The sequence below is a fragment of the Streptomyces sp. SID13726 genome, assembly GCF_010548375.1.
Taxonomy (GTDB): Bacteria; Actinomycetota; Actinomycetes; order Streptomycetales; family Streptomycetaceae; genus Streptomyces.
Genome location: NZ_JAAGLY010000019.1, coordinates 19,891 through 43,612 on the forward strand (window position 1 = coordinate 19,891; position 23,722 = coordinate 43,612).

Annotated in this window: 18 protein-coding genes and 3 tRNA genes; 10 read left to right on the plus strand and 11 right to left on the minus strand. The window is 71.5% G+C overall.

Going from position 1 to position 23,722, the window contains the following annotated elements; translation table 11 throughout:
• The first annotated feature begins 21 nt into the window (after positions 1–21).
• Positions 22–237 (plus strand): hypothetical protein, encoded by a 216-nt coding sequence (locus G3I78_RS35320; RefSeq protein WP_239158263.1) that lies wholly within the window; start codon positions 22–24, stop codon positions 235–237.
• 258 nt (positions 238–495) lie between these two features.
• Here G3I78_RS35320 and G3I78_RS35325 read toward each other — a convergent pair.
• From G3I78_RS35325 to G3I78_RS35335, 3 genes are all read right to left on the minus strand, one after another.
• Positions 496–569: transfer RNA gene (locus G3I78_RS35325), tRNA-Ile, on the minus strand.
• A gap of 167 nt (positions 570–736) precedes the next feature.
• Positions 737–809: transfer RNA gene (locus G3I78_RS35330), tRNA-Asn, on the minus strand.
• Positions 810–815: 6 nt separating this feature from the next.
• Positions 816–888: transfer RNA gene (locus G3I78_RS35335), tRNA-Asn, on the minus strand.
• Positions 889–1,047: 159 nt separating this feature from the next.
• Here G3I78_RS35335 and G3I78_RS35340 point away from each other — a divergent pair.
• The 4 genes from G3I78_RS35340 to G3I78_RS35355 all read left to right on the plus strand — a co-directional run bounded on the left by G3I78_RS35340 (position 1,048) and on the right by G3I78_RS35355 (position 6,738).
• On the plus strand, positions 1,048–1,353 hold the full coding sequence (locus tag G3I78_RS35340) for a YtxH domain-containing protein (RefSeq protein WP_164432345.1): 306 nt from the start codon (positions 1,048–1,050) through the stop codon (positions 1,351–1,353).
• A gap of 106 nt (positions 1,354–1,459) precedes the next feature.
• The gene (locus tag G3I78_RS35345; RefSeq protein WP_164432347.1) at positions 1,460–2,911 is read left to right on the plus strand and encodes an FGGY family carbohydrate kinase; all 1,452 of its coding nucleotides are present in this window, start codon (positions 1,460–1,462) and stop codon (positions 2,909–2,911) included.
• 165 nt (positions 2,912–3,076) lie between these two features.
• On the plus strand, positions 3,077–4,810 hold the full coding sequence (locus G3I78_RS35350) for an ABC transporter ATP-binding protein (protein WP_164432349.1): 1,734 nt from the start codon (positions 3,077–3,079) through the stop codon (positions 4,808–4,810).
• Positions 4,810–6,738, plus strand: a complete 1,929-nt coding sequence (locus G3I78_RS35355; RefSeq protein ID WP_164432351.1) for an ABC transporter ATP-binding protein — start codon at positions 4,810–4,812, stop codon at positions 6,736–6,738. The genes G3I78_RS35350 and G3I78_RS35355 overlap by 1 nt, the downstream gene beginning before the upstream one ends.
• A gap of 33 nt (positions 6,739–6,771) precedes the next feature.
• Here the strand turns inward: G3I78_RS35355 and G3I78_RS35360 are convergent, their stop codons facing one another.
• From G3I78_RS35360 to G3I78_RS35370, 3 genes are all read right to left on the minus strand, one after another.
• Positions 6,772–8,064 (minus strand): RNA polymerase sigma factor, encoded by a 1,293-nt coding sequence (locus tag G3I78_RS35360; RefSeq protein WP_164432353.1) that lies wholly within the window; start codon positions 8,062–8,064, stop codon positions 6,772–6,774.
• Positions 8,065–8,441: 377 nt separating this feature from the next.
• Complete coding sequence (locus G3I78_RS35365; RefSeq protein WP_164432355.1) at positions 8,442–9,122, minus strand: SDR family NAD(P)-dependent oxidoreductase; 681 nt, start codon at positions 9,120–9,122, stop codon at positions 8,442–8,444.
• A 35-nt stretch (positions 9,123–9,157) separates the two neighbouring features.
• Positions 9,158–10,096 carry an NADP-dependent oxidoreductase gene (locus G3I78_RS35370; protein WP_164432357.1) on the minus strand — a complete coding sequence of 313 codons (939 nt, stop codon included), beginning with the start codon at positions 10,094–10,096 and terminating at the stop codon, positions 9,158–9,160.
• A gap of 100 nt (positions 10,097–10,196) precedes the next feature.
• On the opposite strand from G3I78_RS35370, the gene G3I78_RS35375 reads away from it, so the two are divergent.
• Complete coding sequence (locus tag G3I78_RS35375) at positions 10,197–10,886, plus strand: TetR/AcrR family transcriptional regulator (RefSeq protein WP_164432359.1); 690 nt, start codon at positions 10,197–10,199, stop codon at positions 10,884–10,886.
• Positions 10,887–11,079: 193 nt separating this feature from the next.
• Here the strand turns inward: G3I78_RS35375 and dnaG are convergent, their stop codons facing one another.
• The 4 genes from dnaG to G3I78_RS35395 form a co-directional block, all read right to left on the minus strand.
• Positions 11,080–12,984: a DNA primase gene (gene dnaG, locus G3I78_RS35380; protein ID WP_164432361.1), complete on the minus strand. Its 1,905-nt coding sequence runs from the start codon at positions 12,982–12,984 to the stop codon at positions 11,080–11,082.
• Positions 12,985–13,013: 29 nt separating this feature from the next.
• Positions 13,014–14,279, minus strand: coding sequence for an FAD-dependent oxidoreductase (locus G3I78_RS35385; protein ID WP_164432363.1), 1,266 nt, complete (start codon positions 14,277–14,279; stop codon positions 13,014–13,016).
• A 155-nt stretch (positions 14,280–14,434) separates the two neighbouring features.
• Entirely contained in the window at positions 14,435–15,676 is a 1,242-nt protein-coding gene (locus G3I78_RS35390; protein WP_164432365.1) for a deoxyguanosinetriphosphate triphosphohydrolase, read from the minus strand.
• A gap of 56 nt (positions 15,677–15,732) precedes the next feature.
• Complete coding sequence (locus G3I78_RS35395; RefSeq protein ID WP_164432367.1) at positions 15,733–16,548, minus strand: sirohydrochlorin chelatase; 816 nt, start codon at positions 16,546–16,548, stop codon at positions 15,733–15,735.
• A 211-nt stretch (positions 16,549–16,759) separates the two neighbouring features.
• Between G3I78_RS35395 and G3I78_RS35400 the strand changes: the two genes are divergently transcribed.
• Together G3I78_RS35400 and G3I78_RS35405 are read left to right on the plus strand one after the other, a co-directional pair.
• Positions 16,760–17,446 carry an ElyC/SanA/YdcF family protein gene (locus G3I78_RS35400; protein ID WP_164432369.1) on the plus strand — a complete coding sequence of 229 codons (687 nt, stop codon included), beginning with the start codon at positions 16,760–16,762 and terminating at the stop codon, positions 17,444–17,446.
• Positions 17,447–17,610: 164 nt separating this feature from the next.
• The gene (locus G3I78_RS35405; RefSeq protein ID WP_164432371.1) at positions 17,611–20,193 is read left to right on the plus strand and encodes a molybdopterin oxidoreductase family protein; all 2,583 of its coding nucleotides are present in this window, start codon (positions 17,611–17,613) and stop codon (positions 20,191–20,193) included.
• Between the two features lies 1 nt (position 20,194).
• Here G3I78_RS35405 and G3I78_RS35410 read toward each other — a convergent pair whose 3' ends face one another.
• Positions 20,195–20,614, minus strand: coding sequence for a gamma-glutamylcyclotransferase family protein (locus G3I78_RS35410; protein ID WP_343243941.1), 420 nt, complete (start codon positions 20,612–20,614; stop codon positions 20,195–20,197).
• Between the two features lie 129 nt (positions 20,615–20,743).
• Between G3I78_RS35410 and G3I78_RS35415 the strand changes: the two genes are divergently transcribed.
• A complete protein-coding gene (locus tag G3I78_RS35415; protein ID WP_164432373.1) occupies positions 20,744–22,399 on the plus strand; it encodes a M4 family metallopeptidase in 1,656 nt (551 codons plus the stop codon).
• A 317-nt stretch (positions 22,400–22,716) separates the two neighbouring features.
• Positions 22,717–23,616 (plus strand): aminoglycoside phosphotransferase family protein, encoded by a 900-nt coding sequence (locus tag G3I78_RS35420; protein ID WP_164432375.1) that lies wholly within the window; start codon positions 22,717–22,719, stop codon positions 23,614–23,616.
• Positions 23,617–23,722: the final 106 nt, after the last annotated feature.

The window sequence follows — 23,722 nt, forward strand, 5'->3', positions numbered from 1 at the left end:
CCGGACTCACGGTCGTCGAGGATGTGCACCCGGGCAGCCCGGTCCCGCCGGAGGTCGGCTGGCGGGATCGCACGGGGGATCGCGGCGCCGGACGGCGTGGCCCTCAAGGCGCTCGACGCCGCGTGGTGGCGCCGCCTTTGCGATGTCGACGGCGAGTTCCTGGCGGCCGTCCTCCGGCACCGGATCGGCGGCAACGACTCCTGGTGGACCCGCTGCCGGCAGTCAGTCCAGCCGTAGCAGAGCGGGCGTCGAGCACAGAGAAGTGCCCCGGCTCGTGGTACGACACGGCTCGGGATCCCACACGCGCGACACATCCACGCCGTCCCGGCCCCTGCGTGGCCCCTGGATCCCGGTTTCGATCCCGAGCGCAGCCGGCCCTCCGGCCGACAGCAATCTCGACCACCTGCTCCGGCAGCAGATTCAGTCCGTTGAAGCAGAGTTGACGATCCAGCACCCAAAAAAAGAACGTTTCCGCAGGTCACAGCCCTGCACAGGTGGGGCGGGTGGGACTCGAACCCACGGCCGACGGATTATGAGTCCGCTGCTCTAACCGGCTGAGCTACCGCCCCATAGCGGCGTGTCGCGTACATGTGTGCGCGCCGTCTGCCGCAGCATAGCCGCTCATACGATCTCCTGCTTCGCAGGGGCGACTTCGCATGCCCTTGAGGACTCCGCCGTGACCTGCACGGTTCCTCCGCACATGAAAAAGGACCCCTACGGGGTCCTCTTCCTTCTGCTCTCCCGACTGGACTCGAACCAGTAACCTGCCGGTTAACAGCCGGCTGCTCTGCCAATTGAGCTACGGAAGATCGAAGCTCCCCCGACTGGACTCGAACCAGTAACCTGCCGGTTAACAGCCGGCTGCTCTGCCAATTGAGCTACGGAGGATCGCCTCGTTGCATCGAACGTACCTCCCTGGGTATTCGCCAGGGGGCGGGCGCTCGCTGCGACACATACATTAGCGCAAGCAGGGGGGTGCTCCGCCAATCGGTTCCCCCGGCACCGACGTCGCACCGGAGACCTACGCAAGGGAGAAGGGTGGCCACCATGCGCTACAAGCTCACGTTCGTGGTCGGACTGACTCTGGGTTACGTGCTGGGCACCCGTGCCGGGCGCGAGCGCTACGAGCAGTTGAAGAAGTCCGCCCGCCAGGTGGCCCAGAACCCCGCCGTCCGCAACACCGCCGAGTCCGCCGCCCAGCAGGGCCGCCAGTTCGCCGGCAAGGCGTACCACGCGGTCAGCGACAAGGTCGGGGACCGGGTCCCGGAGTCGGTCACCCAGCGGGTCCGCCACCTGCGCGAGCGCAACACCAACGGCGCCGCCGAGGACGACTGGGGCACCAGCAACACCTGAAATCGGCGGGGTCCCGCCCGTCTGAGGTGCGCGCCCGGCCCCGGACGGCCCGCACCCGCCCACCGCCGCGCGCCCCCCGCGACGCTACGCCCATAGAATTTCCGCCATGGGGATAGTCGCCGGGTTGGACAGCTCACCCGATTTCACTCGCATCGTCGTCTGCGACGCGGACACCGGTGCCGTGCTCAAACAGGGGTACGCCCCGCACCCGGTCGAGGTCGCCGAAGGCAGCGGCCGTCCTTCCGACGTCGACCCCCAGGCCTGGCTCCTCTCCCTCGGTGAAGCCGCCGGCGGCGGTCTCCTCGAAGGGGTGCAGGCCATCGGCGTGTCGTCCCAGCAGAACGCCGTCGTGCCGCTGGACGCCCAGGGCAACACCGTCCGCCCCGCCATGGTCGGCGGCGACAAGCGCGCCCAGGTCGCCGCGGCCGACCTCGTCGACGCGCTCGGCGGGCGCGAGGCGTGGGCCCAGGCGGTGGGGTGTGTGCCGCAGGCCGCGCAGCCCGTCACCAAGCTGCGCTGGCTGAACAAGACCGAGCCCGACGCCGCCCTGCGCACCGCCGTGCTGATGCAGGCCCACGACTGGCTGGTGTGGCAGCTGCTCGGCCGGCCGGTCCGCCGGACCACCGACCGCGGCGGCGCCTCCGGCACCGGCTACTGGTCGGCCGCCACCGGCGCCTACCGCTCCGACCTCGTCGAGCTGGCCCTCGGCCACCAGGCGATGCTCCCCGAGGTGATCGGCCCCGCGGACGCGGCCGGTACGACCCCGGAGGGGCTGCTGATCTCCGCCGGGACCGGCGAGACCATGGCCGCCGCCTTCGGGCTCGGCATCGGCCTCGGGGACGCCGTGGTGTCGCTGGGCGCGTCCGGGTCCGTGATGGCCGTCCACCCCGAGGCGCTCGTCGACAGCACGGGGATGATCACCTCCCTGGCCGACGCGACCGGCATGCACCTGCCCGTCGTCACCACCCTGAACGCCGTACGCACCCTGCGCGGCGCCTCCGAGATGCTCGGCCTGAGTGATCTGGAGAGCCTGTCCGAACTCGCGATGAAGTCGACGCCGGGCTCCCACGGCCTCGTACTGCTCCCCTATCTGGAAGGTGAGCGGACGCCGAACCTGCCGCACACGGCCGGGACGCTGAGCGGGCTGCGGCGGGAGTCGATGCGGCCCGAGCATCTGGCGCGGGCGGCGTTCGAGGGCATGCTGTGCGGGCTCGCGGACGCGCTCGACGTGCTGCGCGGCCGGGGGGTCGAGGTGCGGCGGGTCTTCCTGCTGGGGGCCGCCGCCGAGCTGTCCGCCGTACAGGCCGCCGCGCCCGCGCTGTTCGGCGCGCAGGTCGTGGTGCCGCAGCCGGCCGACTACGCGGCGATCGGCGCCGCCCGGCAGGCGGCCTGGGCGCTCGGGGTGTCGCAGGGCACCCTGGACCCGCGGACCCCGCCGATGTGGCAGGGCCCTGCCGCGCAGGTGCTGGAACCGGGCGACGAGCTGGCGGTCGGGCAGGCGGTGCGGCAGCAGTACGTGTCGGTGCGCGAGCAGATGTACCCGGGGGCGTTCCGGTAAACCCCGGAAGGTAAGACTCCGGTAGGAGTCGGCCTCCGAGAGAACCCGTAAGGCCGTACGAAGCACTGCTGTCGGCTTAATCGGTTGAGGTAACACGGGTGGAGTGTTCGACGATAGGGGCCAGGGGCAACCAACCGCCCCGTCGCCGACTCCGAGAGACGTAGCGTGCTCATACGACTTCTGCGGACCTATCTCAGGCCCTGCAAGAAACCCATCGCCCTTCTGGTGCTGCTCCAGTTCCTCCAGACCTGCGCCACCCTCTACCTGCCCACGCTCAACGCCGACATCATCGACAACGGCGTCGTCAACGGGGACACCGGCTACATCCTCGGCTACGGCGCCGTGATGATCGGTATCTCGCTGGCGCAGGTGGTGTGCAACATCGGGGCGGTGTTCTACGGCGCCCGGACCGCGTCGGCGCTCGGCCGGGACCTGCGGGCGGCGGTCTTCGACCGGGTGCAGTCGTTCTCGGCGCGCGAGATCGGCCAGTTCGGCGCGCCCACGCTGATCACCCGGACGACCAATGACGTCCAGCAGGTCCAGATGCTGGCCCTGATGACGTTCACCCTGCTGGTGTCGGCGCCCATCATGTGCGTGGGCGGCATCGTGCTGGCGCTCGGCCTGGACGTGCCGCTGTCCGGGGTGCTGGTGGCCGTGGTGCCGACGCTGGGCATCTGCGTGACGCTGATCGTGCGGCGGCTACGGCCGCTGTTCCGGTCCATGCAGGTGCGCCTGGACACCGTGAACCGGGTGCTGCGCGAGCAGATCTCCGGCAACCGGGTCATCCGGGCGTTCGTGCGGGACGAGTACGAGGAGGGCCGGTTCCGGAAGGCGAACGGCGACCTCACGGAGATCTCCCTCAAGACCGGCAACCTGCTCGCGCTGATGTTCCCCGTGGTCATGACGACGGTGAACCTGTCGTCGATCGCGGTGGTGTGGTTCGGCGCCCACCGGATCGACAGCGGCGGGATGCAGATCGGCGATCTGACCGCGTTCCTCGCCTATCTGATGCAGATCGTGATGTCCGTGATGATGGCCACCTTCATGTTCATGATGGTGCCGCGCGCGGAGGTGTGCGCCGAGCGCATCCAGGAGGTGCTGGAGACCTCCTCGTCCGTGGTGCCGCCGGTGGCGCCGGTGCTGGAGCTGCGCCGGCACGGGCATCTGGAGATCCGGGGCGCGGGCTTCCGCTATCCCGGGGCCGAGGAGCCGGTGCTCAGGTCGATCGACCTGGTGGCCAGGCCCGGCGAGGTGACCGCCGTGATCGGCTCGACCGGCAGCGGCAAGTCCACGCTGCTCGGGCTCGTCCCCCGGCTGTTCGACGCGACCGACGGCGAGGTGCTGGTCGACGGCACCGACGTGTCGACCATCGAGCCGAGGCTGCTGGCCAGGACCGTCGGGCTGGTGCCGCAGAAGCCGTACCTCTTCGCGGGGACCGTGGCGACCAATCTTCGGTACGGCAATCCCGACGCGACGGACGAGGAGCTGTGGCACGCGCTGGAGGTGGCGCAGGCCAAGGGGTTCGTCGAGGGTCTTGAGAACGGCCTCGACTCCCCCATCGCGCAGGGCGGCACCAATGTCTCCGGCGGTCAGCGCCAGCGGCTCGCCATCGCGCGCACGCTGGTGCAGCGGCCGGAGATCTACCTGTTCGACGACTCCTTCTCGGCCCTCGACTACGCGACCGACGCGGCCCTGCGCGCGGCGCTCGGCGAGGAGACCGCGGAGGCGACCGTCGTGATCGTCGCCCAGCGGGTGGCCACCATCCGGGACGCCGACCGGATCGTCGTCCTCGACGAGGGCCGGGTCGTCGGCACCGGTACCCACCGCGAGCTGATGGCGGACAACGAGACCTACCGGGAGATCGTGCTCTCCCAGCTCACGGAAGCGGAGGCTGCCTGATGGCCGGGCCCATGGGGCGCATGATGGCGGGCTCCGGTCCCGAGAACCGCTCGCTGGACTTCAAGGTGTCCGGCCGGCGGCTGCTCGCCCGGTTCGGGCCGGAGCGGTTCACCCTCTACGCGATGCTGGTCTGCGTCGTGCTGAGCGTGGGCCTGAACGTGGTCGGGCCGAAGATCCTCGGCAAGGCCACCGACCTGGTCTTCGCGGGCATCATCGGACGGCAGATGCCCTCCGGCGCCAGCAAGGAGGAAGTCCTCGCGGGGATGCGGGAACGCGGCGAGGGTCAGGTCGCCGACATGCTCCGCAGCACCGACTTCACGCCCGGCAAGGGCATCGACTTCACCGCCGTGGGACATGTGCTGCTGTTCGCCGTCGGGGTGTTCCTCGTCGCCGGGCTGCTGATGGCGGTGGCGACGCGGCTGGTCAACCGGGCCGTCAACCGCACGATGTTCCGGATGCGCGAGGACGTCCAGACGAAGCTGTCGCGGCTGCCGCTGTCGTACTTCGACAAGCGCCAGCGCGGCGAGGTCCTGTCGCGCGCGACGAACGACATCGACAACATCGGCCAGACCCTCCAGCAGTCGATGGGCCAGCTCATCAACTCGCTGCTGACGATCATCGGTGTGCTGGCGATGATGTTCTGGGTGTCCTGGCTGCTGGCCCTGGTCGCGCTGGTGACCGTGCCGTTGTCGTTCGTCGTCGCCACGCGCGTGGGCAAGCGCTCGCAGCCGCACTTCGTGCAGCAGTGGCGCTCCACCGGCAAGCTCAACGCCCACATCGAGGAGATGTACACCGGGCACACCCTGGTGAAGGTGTTCGGCCGCCAGGACGAGTCGGCCGCGCAGTTCGCGGAGCAGAACGACGCGCTGTACGAGGCCGGGTTCAAGGCGCAGTTCAACAGCGGGGTCATGCAGCCGCTGATGATGTTCGTCTCGAACATCAACTACGTGCTGGTGGCGGTCGTCGGCGGGCTGCGGGTCGCGTCCGGCTCCCTGTCCATCGGTGACGTGCAGGCCTTCATCCAGTACTCCCGCCAGTTCTCGATGCCGCTCACCCAGGTCGCGTCGATGGCGAACCTCGTGCAGTCGGGTGTCGCCTCGGCCGAGCGGATCTTCGAACTCCTGGACGCGGAGGAGCAGGAGGCGGACCCGGAGGTCTCGGAGAAGCCCGGGGAACTGCGCGGGCGGGTGGCGCTGGAGCACGTCTCCTTCCGCTACGACCCCGAGAAGCCGCTCATCGACGACCTCTCCCTGAAGGTCGAACCCGGGCACACGGTCGCGATCGTCGGCCCGACCGGCGCCGGCAAGACCACCCTGGTCAACCTCCTCATGCGGTTCTACGACGTCTCGGGCGGCCGGATCACCCTGGACGGCGTGGACATCGCGAGGATGTCCCGGGACGAGCTGCGCGCCGGGATCGGCATGGTCCTCCAGGACACCTGGCTGTTCGGCGGCACCATCGCGGAGAACATCGCGTACGGCGCCTCGCGCGAGGTCACGCGCGGGGAGATCGAGGAGGCGGCCAGGGCGGCCCACGCGGACCGTTTCGTCCGCACCCTCCCCGACGGCTACGACACGGTGATCGACGACGAGGGCAGCGGGGTGAGCGCGGGCGAGAAGCAGCTCATCACCATCGCCCGGGCCTTCCTGTCGGACCCGGTGATCCTGGTCCTCGACGAGGCGACCTCGTCGGTCGACACCCGTACCGAGGTCCTCATCCAGAAGGCCATGGCCAAACTGGCCCACGGCCGCACGTCGTTCGTCATCGCCCACCGGCTCTCCACGATCCGGGACGCGGACACGATCCTCGTGATGGAGAACGGCTCGATCGTCGAACAGGGCACCCACACCGACCTGTTGGAGGCGGACGGGGCGTACGCCCGCCTGTACAAGGCGCAGTTCGCGCAGGCGGTGGCGGAAGTGGACTAGCCGGGCGGGGGCCGTTCGCCGACGGCCCCCACCTCAGTCCAGGTAGCCCCGCAGCTGATCCGCGAAAGCGTGATCCCGCAGCTTGTTCAGCGTCTTCGACTCGATCTGCCGTATCCGCTCCCGGGTCACCCCGAAGATCCGCCCGATCTCCTCCAGCGTGCGCGGACGCCCGTCGGCCAGCCCGTACCGCAGCTGAACGACCTTCCGCTCCCGCTCGCCCAGCGTCGACAGCACGGCCTCCAGATGCTCCCGCAGGAGCAGGAAGGCCGCCGACTCGACGGGTGAGGCCGCGTCGCCGTCCTCTATCAGGTCCCCGAGGGCGACGTCGTCCTCCTCCCCCACCGGGGCGTGCAGCGACACCGGTTCCTGGGCGAGCCGCAGCACCTCGCTGACCCGCTCCGGGGCCAGATCCAGATGCGCGGCCACCTCTTCGGGCGTCGGCTCGTACCCCCGCTCCTGGAGCATGCGGCGCTGCACCCGGACGACCCGGTTGATCAACTCCACGACGTGGACCGGGACTCGGATGGTGCGGGCCTGGTCGGCGAGGGCCCGGGACATGGCCTGGCGGATCCACCAGGTGGCGTAGGTGGAGAACTTGTAGCCGCGGGCGTAGTCGAACTTCTCGACCGCCCTGATCAGGCCGAGGTTTCCCTCCTGCACCAGGTCGAGCATGGTCAGCCCGCGGCCGACGTACCGCTTGGCGACGGACACCACGAGCCGCAGGTTCGCCTCGATGAGACGGCGCTTGGCCATCCGGCCGAGGACGACGAGTCGGTCCAGGTCCAGCGCCAACTGGCTGTCCAGATCAGGGGTGTTGCTCAGTTTCTCCTCGGCGAACAGGCCGGCCTCGACCCGGCGGGCGAGTTCGACCTCCTCGGCCGCGGTGAGCAGCGGGATGCGGCCGATCTCCCGCAGGTACTGGCGGAACAGGTCCGAGGAGGGGCCGCTGGTGTCGGCGCGGCTGCGGGGCGGCACGGGAGGCTCGACCGGCTCGGGGGTCTCCGCGCGCTCGAGCGCCTCGGCGGGCGGGCCCTCGGGCTCCGCCTCCGGGTGGTGCGCGACACGGCTCTGTGGGGGCACCGCGACGAGAACGTCGGTCTCGGCGTCCTGCTCTGCTGTGTCGTCCGTACTGTTCTCGGTCTGTGCGAGGGTCTGGGTCTGCACGGGGGCGACCTCCAGGATGATCGCTGCCAAGGAGTACGGCAGCGGTACTTCGGGGGCGGAGTCGGCGGCCTCGCCGCTGTCCGTCCCGTACGCGATGAGCGGAACCGCGGGGGTCTGGGACCCGCTGGGGACGGATCGGCCGCGCTCCGAGGACTCAGGCACCGGAACCCAGTGTGGAGTACGACACATCGCCGCCACGAGGGGCGTGCGGTGACTTTTTGAGTCCGGTCCGTGACCGCGTGGTTACCCTCGCGAAGATCCCGGAGGCCGGCGACCGCCCTGATCTGCCACGATCCGCGCGTGTCCGCTTCCTTGTGCGAAACCCACGTGGCGGGTACACGGTGCCGGCGCCCGTGAGTCTCGGTGGCCGTGCCGACGTGCGGGCGCGGCCGGGGCTCACTTTCGCGGGTTCCCGCCCGTGGGCCGATCAGGCGGTCCTGGCGGGGAATCGGCCGGATCCGGTCCCCGGGCCGGGCCGGGAACGGCCTCCGGGCGGCACCGGAGGGGTCGGTGTCGCCCGGAGGGGGAAGGGAGGCGGGTCAGGCGGTGAAGACGGCCTCGGCCCGGTCACGCTTCTCGTGCAACTCCCAGTACAGGGGCGCGATCTGCTCAGGAGTGGCGGAGGGATAGCCCTCGGGGGCGCCCGCGCCGATCCAGGTGGCGATCGCCACGTGCGCGGCGAGGACCCCGCTGCCGGCCAGTTCGTTGTGCAGGTTGATCACCCAGTTGCGCAGCGCCGCGCCCGCCGCGTTGACGTTGCCGAACATCGGGACCGGGTCGATCGAGCCGCCACCGGAGGTGAACAGCAGGGTCCCGGCGCCGCTTTCGCGCATGGCGGGCAGCACCGCGCGGGCGTCGGCGACGGCGCCGTAGAAGGTGTACTCGATCTGCGGCTGGAGGTTGTCGACGGTGACCTCGCTGGGCGTGGCCGTGGTGAAGCCGGGCACCGGGGAGTGCGGTGCCGGGGAGTACTCCAGTACGTCGACGGAGCCGAAGCGGGCGCGGACGGCGTCCAGCGCGGTGGTCAGGGACTCGCGGTCCAGTACGTCGGCGGGGAACGCGGCGGCCGTGATGCCCTCCTTGCCGAGCAGGGCGACGAGGTCGTCCAGCTTCTCGGGGGTGCGGGCGAGCAGAGCGACGTCGAAGCCGCGGGAGCCGAAGGTGCGGGCGATGGCCAGGCCCATACCGGGACCGGCGCCGACGATGGCGAGCGTGGGCATGATGCGGGTCTCTTTCGTGAGGGGTGGCGGGTCGGTCAGGCGCAGGTGACGGCGAGCTTGCCGAGTGCGCCGGCGCCGAACGCGGCGAAGGCGTCCGGGGCCCGGTCCAGGGGGTAGGTGGCGGTCACCGGGACGCTGAGGGTGCCGGAGACCACGGCGTCGGCCAGGGCGGCGAGGGTGGCGGAGTTGGCGTCGGCCATCACCGAGTGCGCGGTGACGTCCTGCCCTTCGACGGCGTCGGGGCCGAAGCCGAGGGTCGAGGCGATACGGCCGCCCGGGCGCAGCAGCTGCACCAGCTGGGCGCCGTCGCCCGCGAGGTGCAGCACGGCGTCCACCCCGGCCGGGGCGAGGGCGCGGACCTGCGCGGCGAGGTCGGCGGTGAAGTCGACCGGGTGGACCTCGGCGTCCGTCAGTCCGGTGACGAAGTCGGTCTCCTTGCCGGGGCGGGCGGTGGCGATCACCCTGGCGCCCCGCGCGGCGGCGATCTGGACGGCCAGCGCGCCCACGCCTCCGGTGGCGCCGGACACCAGCCGGTTCTCGCCGGGCTCGACGGCCACGGCGTCGACGCTGTCCCGCGCGGCCGTCCCGGCGAGGCCGAGCGCGCCCGCGGCCAGGATGTCCAGGCCCTCGGGGATCGCCGCGACGCCGTGGCCGGCGGGCACGGTGACGTACTCGGCGAGCGAGCCGGTGCCCAGGAACGGCTTCATCACGACGCCGAAGACCGCGTCACCCACGGCGAAGCCGGTCACGCCCTCGCCGAGGGCCTCGACGGTGCCCGCGAAGTCCTTGCCCACCACCAGGGGGAAGCGGTGCTCCATCATTCCCTGGAGATAGCCGGCCGCGGTCGCGGCGTCGAAGCCGTTCACGGAGGAGCCGGCGACCCGCACCAGCAGTTCGCCCGCCTCCGGGCGCGGCGGTTCCACCTCCCCCACGGCCGGGGCTGCGGGTACGGAATCCAAGGTCAGGGCACGCATGTGATCAACACCTTCAGATAAGTGGAACGGGCTTCCCGTTTCCCTCCCTCAAGGTAACACCAGAAGTGGGCCGCCTGTTCCACTTAGTTAGGATGGGGGCATGACCGTCTCCGCAGCCCCTGACGAAACCCCAGGCAGGCAGCCCGAACCGGGGCTGCGCGCCGACGCCGAGCGCAACCGCGACCGCATCCTCGCCGCCGCCCGCCGCCTCTACGCCACCGAGGGACTCGGTGTCTCCATGGCCTCCGTCGCCCGCGAGGCCGGGGTCGGCAAGGCCACCCTGTCCCGCCGTTTCGCGAGCCGCGAGGACCTCATCACCGCGGTCTTCGCCGACCGCATGGACGCCTACGCCGTCGCCGTCGCCGAGGCCCTCGCCGACCCCGACTCCTGGCACGGCTTCACCGGCTACCTCCACGCCGTGTGCGCCATGCAGGCCGCCGACCGCGGCTTCGCCGACGTCCTGACCATGACCTTCCCCGCCGCCAAGGCCCTGGAGTCCCGCCGCGCCGAGGCGTACCACGGCTTCGTCGAACTCATCGGCCACGCCCAGGACAGCGGCCGGCTGCGCCCCGACTTCACCCCGGAGGACCTGGTCGTCCTCCTCATGGCCAACGCCGGAGTCGTCGCCGCCACGGCCGACGCCGCCCCCGACACCTGGCGCCGACTCGTCGGCCACATGATCCGCGCCTACGCCACCCCCGGCACCGAGGTTCCCCCGCTGCCCGACGGCCCGACGCCCACGGCGCTGTACCGCGCGATGATCAGGCTCGGCCGGCCGGGGAACGGCTGACGCGGAGGGGAGGCCGCGGCGGACGGGGGCCGGGCCGCCGTGCAGGTGGACCTGGGAGAAGAACAGTTCCTCGCGTGCTCATCGCCTCTTCTCCACAGGGGTCGGTCTCGTACCGTGCACCCCACGAAACCGGCTGCGCGCCGGACGGAGAAGGTCGGGTCCATCAGGGGTACAAGCGGCTACCCCTCAGGCGTCACAGGGCCGCGGCCCCGCGCTCCCGCAGTGCCTGGCCGTACTGCTGGAGCACCCACACCTCGTTCTGCACGGCGGCCAGATGGGCCGGGTCGCCGCCGGTGCCGAGACGGATCAGGGTGCCCTGGATCTCCTGGATACGGCGGTCGACGGCGCGGCGGCGGACCTGGACCAGCTGCTCGCCCGCGTAGTTCTCGTCGACCGTGCGGCGCATGATCGCCTCGACGGCCAGCTCGGTGACCATCGCGCGGACCGTGTCGTCGGGGGCGGCCTCACGGACCCGGACGAGGTAGTCCTGGGAGTCCTGGACGCCGTACTCGGCGCCGCCCGCGTCCATGATCGCCTGGCGTACGGCGGCGTAGGGCTGGGCGGTGAACTCGTCGATGCCGTACGCGTCGAAGGCCGGGGAGACCAGTTCGGGGCGCTGGAGGGCGAGCTTGAGCAGTTCGCGCTCGGTGGCGTAGACGGGGTTGCGCAGGGTGAGCGCGGGGCCGGAGACGGCCGGGCGCGGGGCGGAGTCGTACGGCTGCTGCCCGCCGCGTCCCGACGGGGCCGGGCCCTTGCCGCCGCGGTCGCGGGCCCAACGGGCCAGCTGGGCCACCCGCTTGACCACGAACTGGGTGTCGAGGATGCCGAGCATCCCGGCGAGCTGGACGGCGACCTCGTGCTGGGCGCCGCTGTTCTTGATGCGGGCGACGATCGGGGCCGCTTCGTCGAGGGCGGCGGCGCGGCCCGCGGGGGTGTCGAGGTCGTAGCGGACGACGATCTGGCGGAGCGCGAACTCGAAGAGCGGGGTACGGGGTTCGACCAGGTCGGAGACCGCCTCGTCGCCCTTCGCGAGCCGCAGGTCGCAGGGGTCCATGCCGTCCGGGGCGATGGCGATGTAGGTCTCGGCGGCGAACTTCTGGTCGTCCTCGAAGGCGCGCAGAGCCGCCTTCTGGCCGGCCGCGTCGCCGTCGAAGGTGAAGATCACGCGGGCCGAGCCGTTGTCCATCAGCAGCCGGCGCAGGATCTTGATGTGGTCGCCGCCGAAGGCGGTGCCGCAGGTCGCGATGGCGGTGGTGACGCCGGCGAGATGGCAGGCCATGACGTCGGTGTAGCCCTCGACGACGACCGCGCGGGACGCCTTGGCGATGTCCTTCTTCGCGAGGTCGATGCCGTAGAGCACCTGGGACTTCTTGTAGATCGCCGTCTCGGGCGTGTTGAGGTACTTGGGGCCGGTGTCGGCCTCGTAGAGCTTGCGGGCGCCGAAGCCGACGACCTCGCCGCCGATGTCCCGGATCGGCCACATCAGACGGCCGCGGAAGCGGTCGATGGGGCCGCGGCGGCCCTCCTGGGACAGCCCCGACAGCAACAGCTCCTTGTCGGTGAAGCCCTTGCCGCGCAGGAAGCGGGTGAGGTGGTCCCAGCCCTGGGGGCTGTAGCCGACGGAGAAGTGCGCGGCGGCGGCCTGGTCGAAGCCGCGCTCGGCGAGGAACTGGCGGCCGGTGTCGGCCTCCGGGCTGCTCGCCAGCTGCTCCATGTACCAGTCGGCGGCGATCTTGTGGGCCTCGACCAGACGGATGCGCTCGCCGCGCTGGTGGGAGGGGTTGTAGCCGCCCTCCTCGTACCGCAGGGTGATGCCGGCCTGGGCGGCCAGGCGCTCGACCGACTCCGAGAAGGTGAGGTGGTCGACCTTCATCACGAACGTGATGGTGTCGCCGCCCTCCTGGCAGCCGAAGCAGTGGAAGAGCCCCTTGCTCGGACTGACCTGGAAGGACGGCGACTTCTCGTCGTGGAACGGGCACAGGCCCTTGAGGTTGCCACCGCCCGCGTTGCGCAGCTGGAGGTACTCGGACACCACGGCGTCGATCGGGACCGCGTCCCGTACCGCCTTCACGTCCTCGTCGTTGATCCGTCCTGCCACGCGGTGATTCTACGGGGGTGCGCTGACACTCACGGGACGAGGCTTTCGAGCGGAACGTGCGGGTCCGCCAGGGACTCCGTGTTCACCTGTGTCTTCGTCCTGATCAGCTGCTGGATGGGGTCTGTGACGTCCCACACGTTCACGTTCATCCCGGCCAGCACTCGACGGTCCTTGAGCCAGAACGCGATGAACTCACGCTTTCCGGCGTCCCCGCGAATCACCACTTCGTCGTACGTCCCCGGGGGCGCCCACCCGCTGTACTCCATCCCGAGGTCGTACTGGTCGGAGAAGAAGTAGGGCACGCGGTCGTAGGCGAGGTCCTGGCCGAGCATCGCGCGGGCCGCCGCCGGGCCGCCGTTGAGGGCGTTCGCCCAGTGCTCGACGCGCAGCCGGGTGTCGAAGAGGGCGTGGTGGAAGGAGGCCACGTCACCGGCCGCGTGGATGTCGGGGTCGGAGGTGCGCAGCCGCTCGTCGACGACGACTCCGCCGCCGTGCGCCCGGTCGGCGATCTCCAGGCCCGCGGCCTCCGCGAGCGCGATCCGGGGGGCCGCGCCGACCGCCGCGAGGACGTCGTGCGCCGGGTGCTCCTCGCCGTCGTCGGTACGGGCCGCGAGCACCATGCCGTCCTGGCCGACGATCTCGGTGAGTTTCGCGCCGAAGTGGAAGCGGACGCCGTGCTCGCGGTGCAGTTCGGCGAAGAGGTTGCCGAGTTCGGGGCCGAGCACCGCGTGCAGCGGGGTCGCCTGCGGCTCGACGACGGTGACCTCGGCGCCGTACTCCCGGGCCGCCGCCGCGACCTCCAGGCCGATCCAGCCGCCGCCCGCGATCACGATGTGGCCGTTGTCCCGGCCGAGGGCGGCGAGCACGCCCTTGAGGCGCTCGGCGTGCGCGAGGCGGCGCAGGTGGTGGACGCCCGCGAGGTCGGTGCCGGGGATGTCCAGGCGGCGCGGCTCGGCGCCGGTCGCCAGCAGCAGCTTGTCGTAGCGGACGACGGTGCCGTCCTCACCGAAGCGGACCGTCTTCGCCGTACGGTCGATGGCGTCGACGGTCTCGCCGAGGTGCAGCTCGATGTCGTTCTGCGCGTACCAGGCGGGTTCGTGCACGAAGACGCTGTCGCGCTCCTCCTTGCCGAGGAGGAAGCCCTTGGAGAGCGGCGGGCGCTCGTAGGGGTGGTCGCGTTCGTCGCAGATCAGTATCACGCGGCCGGTGAAGCCCTCCGTGCGGAGCGTCTCGGCCGCCTTGGCGCCGGCCAGACCTCCTCCGACGATGACAAATGTCTGATCCGCGTCGACCACTTGATGCCTCCTCGTAAGGGTGCCGCCACATGGGAGCGTCCCGCACGGAGCGTGATGGGGGAAGAGGGAGTGGCCCGATCAGGCCACGGAGGGTCACATTCGGGCTCGATTCACGTCACTCCCGTCGCCTCCGCACATTTTCTGTCCCGCAAGCATCACAGGTGCCCCGTGAGACGTGCGTGAAGCGAACGGGCGGACGCATCGGTGAGGGACGCGATCTGGTCCACGATCACCCGCTTGCGCGCGCGGTCGTCCGGTGCCTGGTCGAACAGCGCGCGGAACTGCGGGTCGAGGCCGGCCGGGGCGCGGGCGGTGAGCGCCTCGGCGAGTTCCGCGACGACGACCCGCTGGTCGGCCCGCAGCCGCTCCTGCTCCGCGCGCTGCATGACGTACCGGTCGGCGACGGCCTTGAGGACCGCGCACTCCAGGCGCGTCTCGTGCGGTACGACGAGTTCGGCGCCGTATCTCGTCAGGCGCCCGGTGCCGTACCGCGCGCGTGTGGCGGTCTCGGCGGCGAGGCAGAACCGGCCGATGAGCTGGCTGGTGGCGTCCTTGAGGCGGGCCTGGGCGACGGCCGAGCCGTCGTAGCCGTGCGGCCACCAGTCCTGGTCCTGGAGGCGGTCCAGGGCCTCCGCGAGCTCCGCCGGGTCGGTGTCCTCGGGGACGTACCGGCCGAGGGCGACCTCGAAGACCGCCCGGCGTTCCGGTTCCGCGTGCAGGCAGTTGGGGTCGACATGGCCCGCGTGCAGGCCGTCCTCGACGTCGTGCACGGAGTACGCCACGTCGTCGGACCAGTCCATGACCTGGGCCTCGAAGGTGGTGCGGGTGCCGGGGGACTCCTTGCGGATCCAGTCGAAGACGGGGCGGTCGTCCTCGTAGACACCGAACTTGTGGGACGTGTGACCGCCGCGGGGCCAGGGGTACTTGGTGGCCGCGTCGAGGGTGGCCCGGGTGAGGTTCAGGCCGACCGAGCCCTCCTCGGTGAAGCGCTTGGGCTCGATGCGGGTCAGGAGCCGCAGGGACTGGGCGTTGCCCTCGAAGCCGCCGCAGTCGTGGGCGAATTCGTTCAGGGCCTGTTCGCCGTTGTGACCGAAGGGAGGGTGGCCGAGGTCGTGGGCGAGACAGGCCGCCTCGACCAGGTCGGGGTCGCAGCCGAGGGCCGCGCCGAGTTCGCGGCCCACCTGGGCGCACTCCAGGGAGTGGGTGAGGCGGGTGCGGGGGCTGGCGTCCCATTTCTGGTTGCGGGTTCCCGGTGTGACGACCTGCGTCTTGCCCGCGAGCCTTCTGAGGGCGGCGGAGTGGAGGATGCGGGCGCGGTCGCGTTGGAAGGCGGTGCGGCCGGGGCGCTTGTCGGGTTCTGGGGCCCAGCGTTCTGTTGACTGCGGGTCGTACAGCATGTCTTGACAGTACGGGCAGTGACTGACAATTCGCCTGAGCGGGTGCCCGGTACCGGTTATCCGGCGAGTGCGGGCAGTCTTTGGCCGGTCGCGCGGTTCCCCGCGCCCCTTGCGCCGGACACCTGGTCGTAGCGGTGGAGGATCAGGTCGGCCATCGCCGGGTGCGTGCCGAGGGGGGCCGCCGCCATCCAGGGAGCCTTCTCCGCGCACTGCCTCGCGAACAGACCCGGGGCCGTGAAGTACGAGGCCACCGCGACCCTTTCGCGGCCTCTTGCCGTCAGTGCCCTGATCGCCGTGTCCACCGTCGGGGTCGCCGCGCTCGCGTATGCCGGGATCACCGGGACCCCGAGGCGGGCGGCCAGGAGCTCTGCCGTGCGGCGGGTGTCGTGGGCCGAGTCCGGGTCGCGGGAGCCGGCCGCCGCGAGGACCACGGCGCTCGTCCTGCGGGTCTCCTCGTCCGTGCTCGGGGGCCAACCCGCCTCCACCAGACGGGCGTGCAGGGTGTCCACGAGAAGCGGGTGCGGGCCCAGCGGGGGCGCCACACGCGTGCGTGCCCGCGAGGCCGCCGCCATCTCCGGGATGTCCCGCTTCACGTGGTAGCCGCGGGACAGGAGCAGGGGGACCAGGACCGCTTCCGCCGTGCCGAGGGACGCCAGGGTGTCCGGGAGCAGGGGCTCGTTGAGTTCGATGTGGCCCAGGTGCACCGGGAGGCCGGGGCGCTGTTCGCGGACCTGGTCCAGGAGGCGGTGGACCGTGTCCAGGGTGCGCGGGTCGCGGCTGCCGTGGGCCACGAGGACGAGTGCGGGCGGCTCGGGGCGCCGCCTGCCGTCGAGCTCCACGAGGCCGCGCTGGCTGGTGCTGATCCGGTTCATGAACTGATGGTGACGGCCGGAAGTTGCCTGCCCGTTTCACGGCAATGACGTGTGCTTTCCGAGGGATCACGGCCCGGGGAGCGACTGTGTGAGGCGGCTTGACCTGGGGTTTCGTCTGCCCGAGTGAGCCTGCTCACGTGGCCCGGGACGAACCGAACGGGTCGGCGGTACGTCTCTGCTTGTCGAAAACCGACCGGGGAGGGACCGTCCGATGCGACTGCCGAAGGTACGCAGACCGCGGCTGCCACGCACGCGTGCCGGCCGGCGGCGGCTCGTGCAGGCCGTGATGGCGGGGTGTGTGCTCGCGCTGCTGCCGTCGACATGGATGTGGGTCGTGACGGCGGACCGGCTGCGCACCACGGCCGACGTGCCGCGCACCGAGGTGGCCGTCGTCTTCGGCGCCGGGCTGTGGGACGGCGAGCCGTCGCCGTATCTCGCCCACCGGCTGGACGCGGCGGCGAAGCTGTACCGGGACGGGCGGATCGAGGTCGTCCTCGTCACCGGCGACAACAGCCGCGAGGACTACGACGAGCCCGACGCGATGCGCGCCTACCTGACCCGGCACGGCGTCCCGGACACCCGGATCGTCAGCGACTACGCCGGCTTCGACACCTGGGACTCCTGCGTCCGCGCCAGGAAGATCTTCGGCGTCGACCGGGCGGTGCTGATCAGCCAGGGCTTCCACATCCGGCGCGCGGTCGCGCTCTGCGAGGCGGCGGGCGTCACGTCGTACGGCGTCGGGGTGGACGCCGAGCACGACGTCACCTGGTACTACGGCGGCACCCGGGAGGTCCTCGCGGCGAGCAAGGCGGCGCTGGACGCCCTGTTCGAGCCGGACCCCCGGTTCCTCGGGCCCAAGGAGCCGGGGGTGGCCCGGGCGCTGGCCGGTGGCCGGTGAAGCGCGGGGCGCGTTTCTCCAGGAACGCGGTCATGCCCTCCTCTTGGTCCTCGGTGGACCGCCGTGTGCCTCACCGTCTCGCCGGTCCGGTGGGGAGACCGCCGTCGTCCGGGCGTAACAGGGGGCCGTCCCCGGCGTAACACGGCGGAAGCACGCTGAACGGCATGCCGAACTCCGCGACGCCCACGCACTGCCCGTACTGCGCCCTGCAGTGCGGGATGAACCTGACCCCCGTCCCGGGCGGGACCGTCGAGGTGAGCGAGCGCGCGGACTTCCCGGTGAACCGGGGCGCGCTGTGCGGCAAGGGCCGTACCGCGCCCGCGGTGCTCTCGTCCCGGGTGCGCCTGACCTCGCCGTTGGTGCGCTCCGGGGGCACGCTGGCGCCCGCGAGCTGGGACGAGGCGCTGGACCGGATCGCCGAGGGGCTGTCCCGCACGCGCGCGGAGCACGGCCCGGACGCGTGCGGGGTGTTCGGCGGGGGCGGCCTGACCAACGAGAAGGCGTACACGCTCGGCAAGTTCGCGCGGGTCGTCCTCGGTACCTCGCAGATCGACTACAACGGGCGCTTCTGCATGTCGTCCGCGGCGGCCGGCGGCATGAAGGCCTTCGGCCTGGACCGCGGGCTGCCCTTCCCGCTGGAGGACATCCCGAAGTCCGGCTGTGTCATCCTCGTCGGCTCCAACCTCGCCGAGACCATGCCGCCCTCCCTGCGGTTCTTCACCGAACTGCGGGAGAACGGCGGCACGTTGATCGTCATCGACCCGCGCCGGACCAGGACCGCCGAACAGGCCGACCTGCACCTCATGCCCCGCCCCGGCACCGACCTCGCGCTCGCCCTCGGGCTGCTGCACCTGGTCGTCGCCGACGGGCTGGTCGACGAGGAGTACGTCCGTGAGCGCACGGTCGGCTGGGAGGACGCCCGGGCCGCCGCGATGGCCCACTGGCCGGAGTACGTGGAGCGGATCACGGGGGTGCCGGTGCCCCAACTGCGGGAGACCGTACGGCTGTTCTGCGAGCCGGAGTCCGCGATGGTGCTCACCGCGCGCGGGCCCGAGCAGCAGTCCAAGGGCACCGACACGGTGAGCGCGTGGATCAACCTGTGCCTGGCGACCGGGCGGGCGGGGCGGCCGTACAGCGGGTACGGCTGTCTGACCGGGCAGGGCAACGGACAGGGCGGGCGCGAACACGGCCAGAAGGCCGACCAGTTGCCCGGCTACCGCAAGCTGGACGACCCGGCGGCGCGGGCGCATGTCGCCGAGGTCTGGGGCGTGGACCCCGACTCGCTGCCCGGACCGGGGCGCAGCGCCTACGAGTTGCTGGACGCGCTGGGTACGGACATCAGGTCGCTGCTGCTGATGGGGTCCAACCCGGTGGTGTCGGCGCCGCGTGCCGCGCATGTCGAGGAGCGGGTCAAGTCCCTTGATTTCCTGGCGGTCTGTGACGTCGTGCTGTCGGAGACGGCTGCCCTCGCGGACGTGGTCCTGCCGGTGACCCAGTGGGCGGAGGAGACGGGCACCACGACCAACCTGGAGGGTCGGGTGCTGCTCCGCCGCCAGGCGATCACCGCCCCGGACGGCATCCGCAGCGACCTGGAGATCCTCCACGAACTCGCCGACCGGCTCGGCGTGGAGAAGGGCTTCCCGACCGACCCCGAGGAGGTCTTCGAGGAACTGCGCCGGGCCAGCGCGGGCGGCCCGGCGGACTACTCCGGCATCACGTACCGGCGACTGGCCGAGGAGAACGGCGTGTTCTGGCCGTGCCCGGCGGAGAGGACGGGGGTGCGCGCTGGGCCGGTGGAGGAGACGGGGGTGCACGCCGGGCCCGCGAAGGAGACGACGGCACGTCTCGGGCTCGCGGAGCCGACGGTGGTGCAGCTCGGGCTCGCGGAGGAGACAGCGGCACAACCCGACCTCGCGGAGCCGACGGCGGTGCAGCTCGGGCTCGCGAAAGCAACGGCGCCGCACGCCAGTCTCGCGGAGCCGACGGCGGTGCGCCTCGGCCCCACCGAGCCGACGGCCGCGCAACCCGGGGCCGCGGAAAATACGGCACCACACCCCAGCCCCACGCAGTACACGGCCTCACACCCCGGCCCCATGGAACCGACGGCCACATACCCCGGCGCCACGGAAAACACGGCACCACATCCCAACCCCACCCAGCCGACAGCCACACACCCCGGCGCCACGGAAAAGGCAGCACCACACCCCAGCCCCACGGAACCGACCGCCACCCCCGCGGAAAACACCGTCGCACGCCCCAGCCCCGCACAGCACACGCCCCCGCACCCCGGCACCCCCCGCCTCTTCCTGGACCGTTTCGCCCACCCGGACGGTCGGGCCCGGTTCGTTGCCGTCTCGCATCGGGCCGTCGCCGAGGAGACCGATGAGGAGTATCCGGTGCTGCTGACCACCGGGCGGGTGGTGGCGCAGTACCAGTCCGGTGCCCAGACCCGCCGGGTGGACGAGCTGAACGCCGCCGCGCCGGGGCCGTTCGTGGAGTTGCACCCGCGGCTCGCGGAGCGGCTCGGGGCGGCGGAGGGGGACCCGCTGGCCGTGGTCTCCCGGCGCGGGCGGGCCGTGGCGCCGGCCCGGATCACCCTCGGCATCCGCCCCGACACCGTCTTCATGCCCTTCCACTGGTACGGGGAGGGCCGCGCCAACACCCTCACCAACCCGGCCCTCGACCCGACGTCCCGGATGCCGGAGTTCAAGGCGTGCGCGGTGCGGGTGGAGGCGGTGGAGCGGTAGTTCACCGGAGCAGCCAGTCGCTGCCCTCGATCAGCTTGCCGCGCGCTCGCAGGCCCACGGCGACGGAGGGCGCGGCCACATAGACCCAGGCGCGCACGGACGTTCCGTCAGCCGTGCGGAGCACCTCGCGGGCGACGCGTTCGTAGAGGTTGCGCGGGTCGCCGGGGGTGTACTCCTCCAACTCGTCGAGGGCGGCGAGCAGTTCGGCGTAGGCGTCGGGTCGCGGGGTGACGATCTCCCCCGCGACCGCGCCTCCGGTCTCCTCGACGGCGTACGGATAGCCGGGGCCGTCGTACAGCACCGCGCCGGTGAGCCGGCCGGGCTCCTCGGAGCGGACGCGGCCGCGCAGGAAGAGGTCGTGGTTGACCTCGCCGGGGCGGAGCGTGCCGTAGACGAAGAACGGAAGTCGCACAGGGCTCACAGAAACGATTCTCTCCCCTCACACACCTGCACGTGAGGCGCCCTGGACACGGAATGTCATGGCCCCTTAAATCTTCGTCAACATCTGTGCCACCCCCTCGCGCCCTTCGGCGCCTTTCAGAGGAGACCGATGAGTCGGATACGGCCGTACGTCCGAGGTGCCCGTTCCCGTCGTCTCGCCACCGCCGGAGTGGCCGCCACCGCCGCCACCCTGCTGGCCGCCGCGCTCTCCCCCACCGCCGGTGCCGCCGACAGACCGACCAGGGCCACCGCGCTCGACAACGCCGCCGCCGTACTGGCCGACCACGCCGCCGCGTTGGGGCTCACCTCCGCCCAGGGCACCGAGGTCCGCGACGTGATCGTGGACCCCGACGGCACCCAGCACATCCGCTACGACCGCACCTACCGCCAACTCCCCGTGCTGGGCGGCGACTTCGTGGTCCACCTGGCACCGGACGGCAGCTACCTCAGCTCCTCGCGCGCCACGCGGGACTCGATATCCCTGGCCGGTGTCACCCCGGCCCTCTCCGCGCCGAAGGCCGCCGACCTCGCGACGAACGCCCTCAGGGCGGCCAACCTCGGCGAGACCCTGAAGAAGCTCACCGCCAAGCCGAAGCTGGTCGTCGACGCCCTGCACGGAGCGCCGAAACTGGCCTGGCAGACCGACGCGGTGGCGCAGGACTCGCTCGGCAACCCGGTCGCGCGCACCGTGCTGACCGACGCGAGCACCGGTTCCCAGATCGCCGCCTGGGACAGCATCGAGCAGGCCGCCGGCGACGGGAAGTCGCTGTACGGCGGCACGGTTCCGCTGGAGACGACCCAGTCGGGGTCGACGTACCAGCTCAAGGACGCCACGCGCGGGAACACGTACACCGGTGACGCGGCCAACAAGACCGACCTGTGCATCCTGACCATCTGCATCAGCCGCGCCCCCGCGACCCTGTTCACCGACGCCGACAACCACTGGGGCACGGGGGCGAGTTCGGACCGGGCCACGGCCGCGGTCGACGCGCAGTACGGCACCGACGTCACCTGGGACTACTACAAGAACGTCCACGGCCGCAACGGCATCGGCGGGGACGGCAAGGGCTCGTACAACCGCGTCCACTACGGCAACAACTACAACAACGCCTTCTGGGACGACAGTTGCTTCTGCATGACCTACGGCGACGGTGACGGGACGCAGCTCGGCCCGTTGGTGTCGCTGGACGTGGCGGGCCACGAGATGTCGCACGGTGTGACGTCGAAGACGGCGGCGCTGACGTACTCGGGCGAGTCGGGCGGGCTCAACGAGGCGACCTCCGATATCTTCGGCACGCTGGTGGAGTGGTACGCGGGGAACTCCTCCGACACCGGCGACTACCTGATCGGCGAGAAGATCGTCCGCTCCGGCTTCGGACGGGACGCCCTGCGCTACATGGACAAGCCCTCCAAGGACGGCAACTCCGCCGACTCCTGGAGCAGTTCGGTGGCCAACCTCGACGTGCACTACTCCTCCGGGGTCGCGAACCACTTCGCGTATCTCCTGGCGGAGGGCAGCGGAGCGAAGACCATCAACGGCGTCAGCTACAACTCCCCCACCTCCAACGGCTCCACGGTCACCGGTATAGGCCGGGACAAGCTGGGCGCCATCTGGTACCGGGCGCTGACGGTCTACATGACGTCCTCGACGAACTACACGGGAGCCCGGACGGCGACCCTCAACGCCGCGAAGGATCTGTACGGAGCGGGCAGCGCGGAGCACAACGCGGTGGCGGCTGCCTGGAGCGCGGTCAACGTGAACTGACCCGGGTGACACGGCCGCCCCGGTCCGGAGCGGCCGTACGCCTGCCGTCAGAATCGCGTTCGGGGCTCTGTTCCTGGCCGTCGCGCCGATCGCGAGAGGCGGACCGCCGACCGGCCCGTGGCGTACCCGGTGGTCGAGTTCACCTCCACGGACGGCGAGGTGACGACCTTCCGCGGTTCGGCGGGATCGGGACGGTGTGCGCGGTGGTGCGGCGGCGGCGCGCCTGAGGTGGACCGCCGCCCGAAATCCGGTGGCCCCGGATTCGTACGCCCGGCTACGCTCCAGCGCCGACACCGCCCCGCGACCCCTGGAGCTCCATGCCGTCCCCCGCGAAGATGCACGCCGACGAACTCGACATCGACGCGGAGCTGGTGGCCGGGCTCGTCTCGGACCAGTTCCCGCGGTGGGCGGGGCTGCCGGTCGCGTGGGTCGACTCGGCCGGGACCGACAACGCGCTGCACCGGCTCGGGGACGACATGGTCGTACGACTGCCGCGGTTGCCGGGCGCGGGGGACCAAGTCGGCTTCGAGCAGCGGTGGTTGCCACGGCTGGCCCCCCAACTGCCGCTGGCCGTGCCGGAGCCGCTGGCCGCCGGGGAGCCGGGGCGGGGGTACGGGTTGCCGTGGGGCGTGTACCGGTGGCTCGAAGGGGACAACGCCTACGACGCCCCGGTCACCGATCTCGCCCTGGCCGCCGTCGAGTTGGGACGGTTCGTCGCCGCACTGCGGGGGCTCGACGCCACCGGCGCGCCGAAGTCCTTCCGCAGCGGGCCCCTCGACGACCGCGACGACTACGCGAACCTCGCGATCCGGGAACTCGGCGCCGACGGGACGCTGGACGCGGACCGGGCCACCGCCCTCTGGGACGAGACCGTCCGGCTGCCCCGCTGGGACGGCGAGCCCGTCTGGCTGCACGCCGACCTCCTCCCCGGCAATCTCCTCACCGAGCACGGCCGGCTCACCGCGGTCATCGACTTCGGCGGGCTCGGCACCGGGGACCCGTCGGTGGACATGCTGCCCGCGTGGACCCTGTTCTCCGGCGAGAGCCGCCGGCTGTTCCGCGAGGCCGCCGAGGTCGACGACACCACGTGGGAGCGGGGCCGGGGATGGGGCCTGCGCTTCGGGCTGGGCGCGGTGCACTACTACCGGGGCGGGAAGAACCCGGTCCTCGCGGAGGTGGGGCGGCGGGCGCTGGAGGGGGTGCTCGCGGCGGACTGACCGGAGCTGTGGACCGGCCCCTGAGCCACACGGATGCCGAAGTCACACGCAAGCCCAAGCCCGACCCGGCACGACCTGATCCGGCTCGACCCGACCCCGTACTACC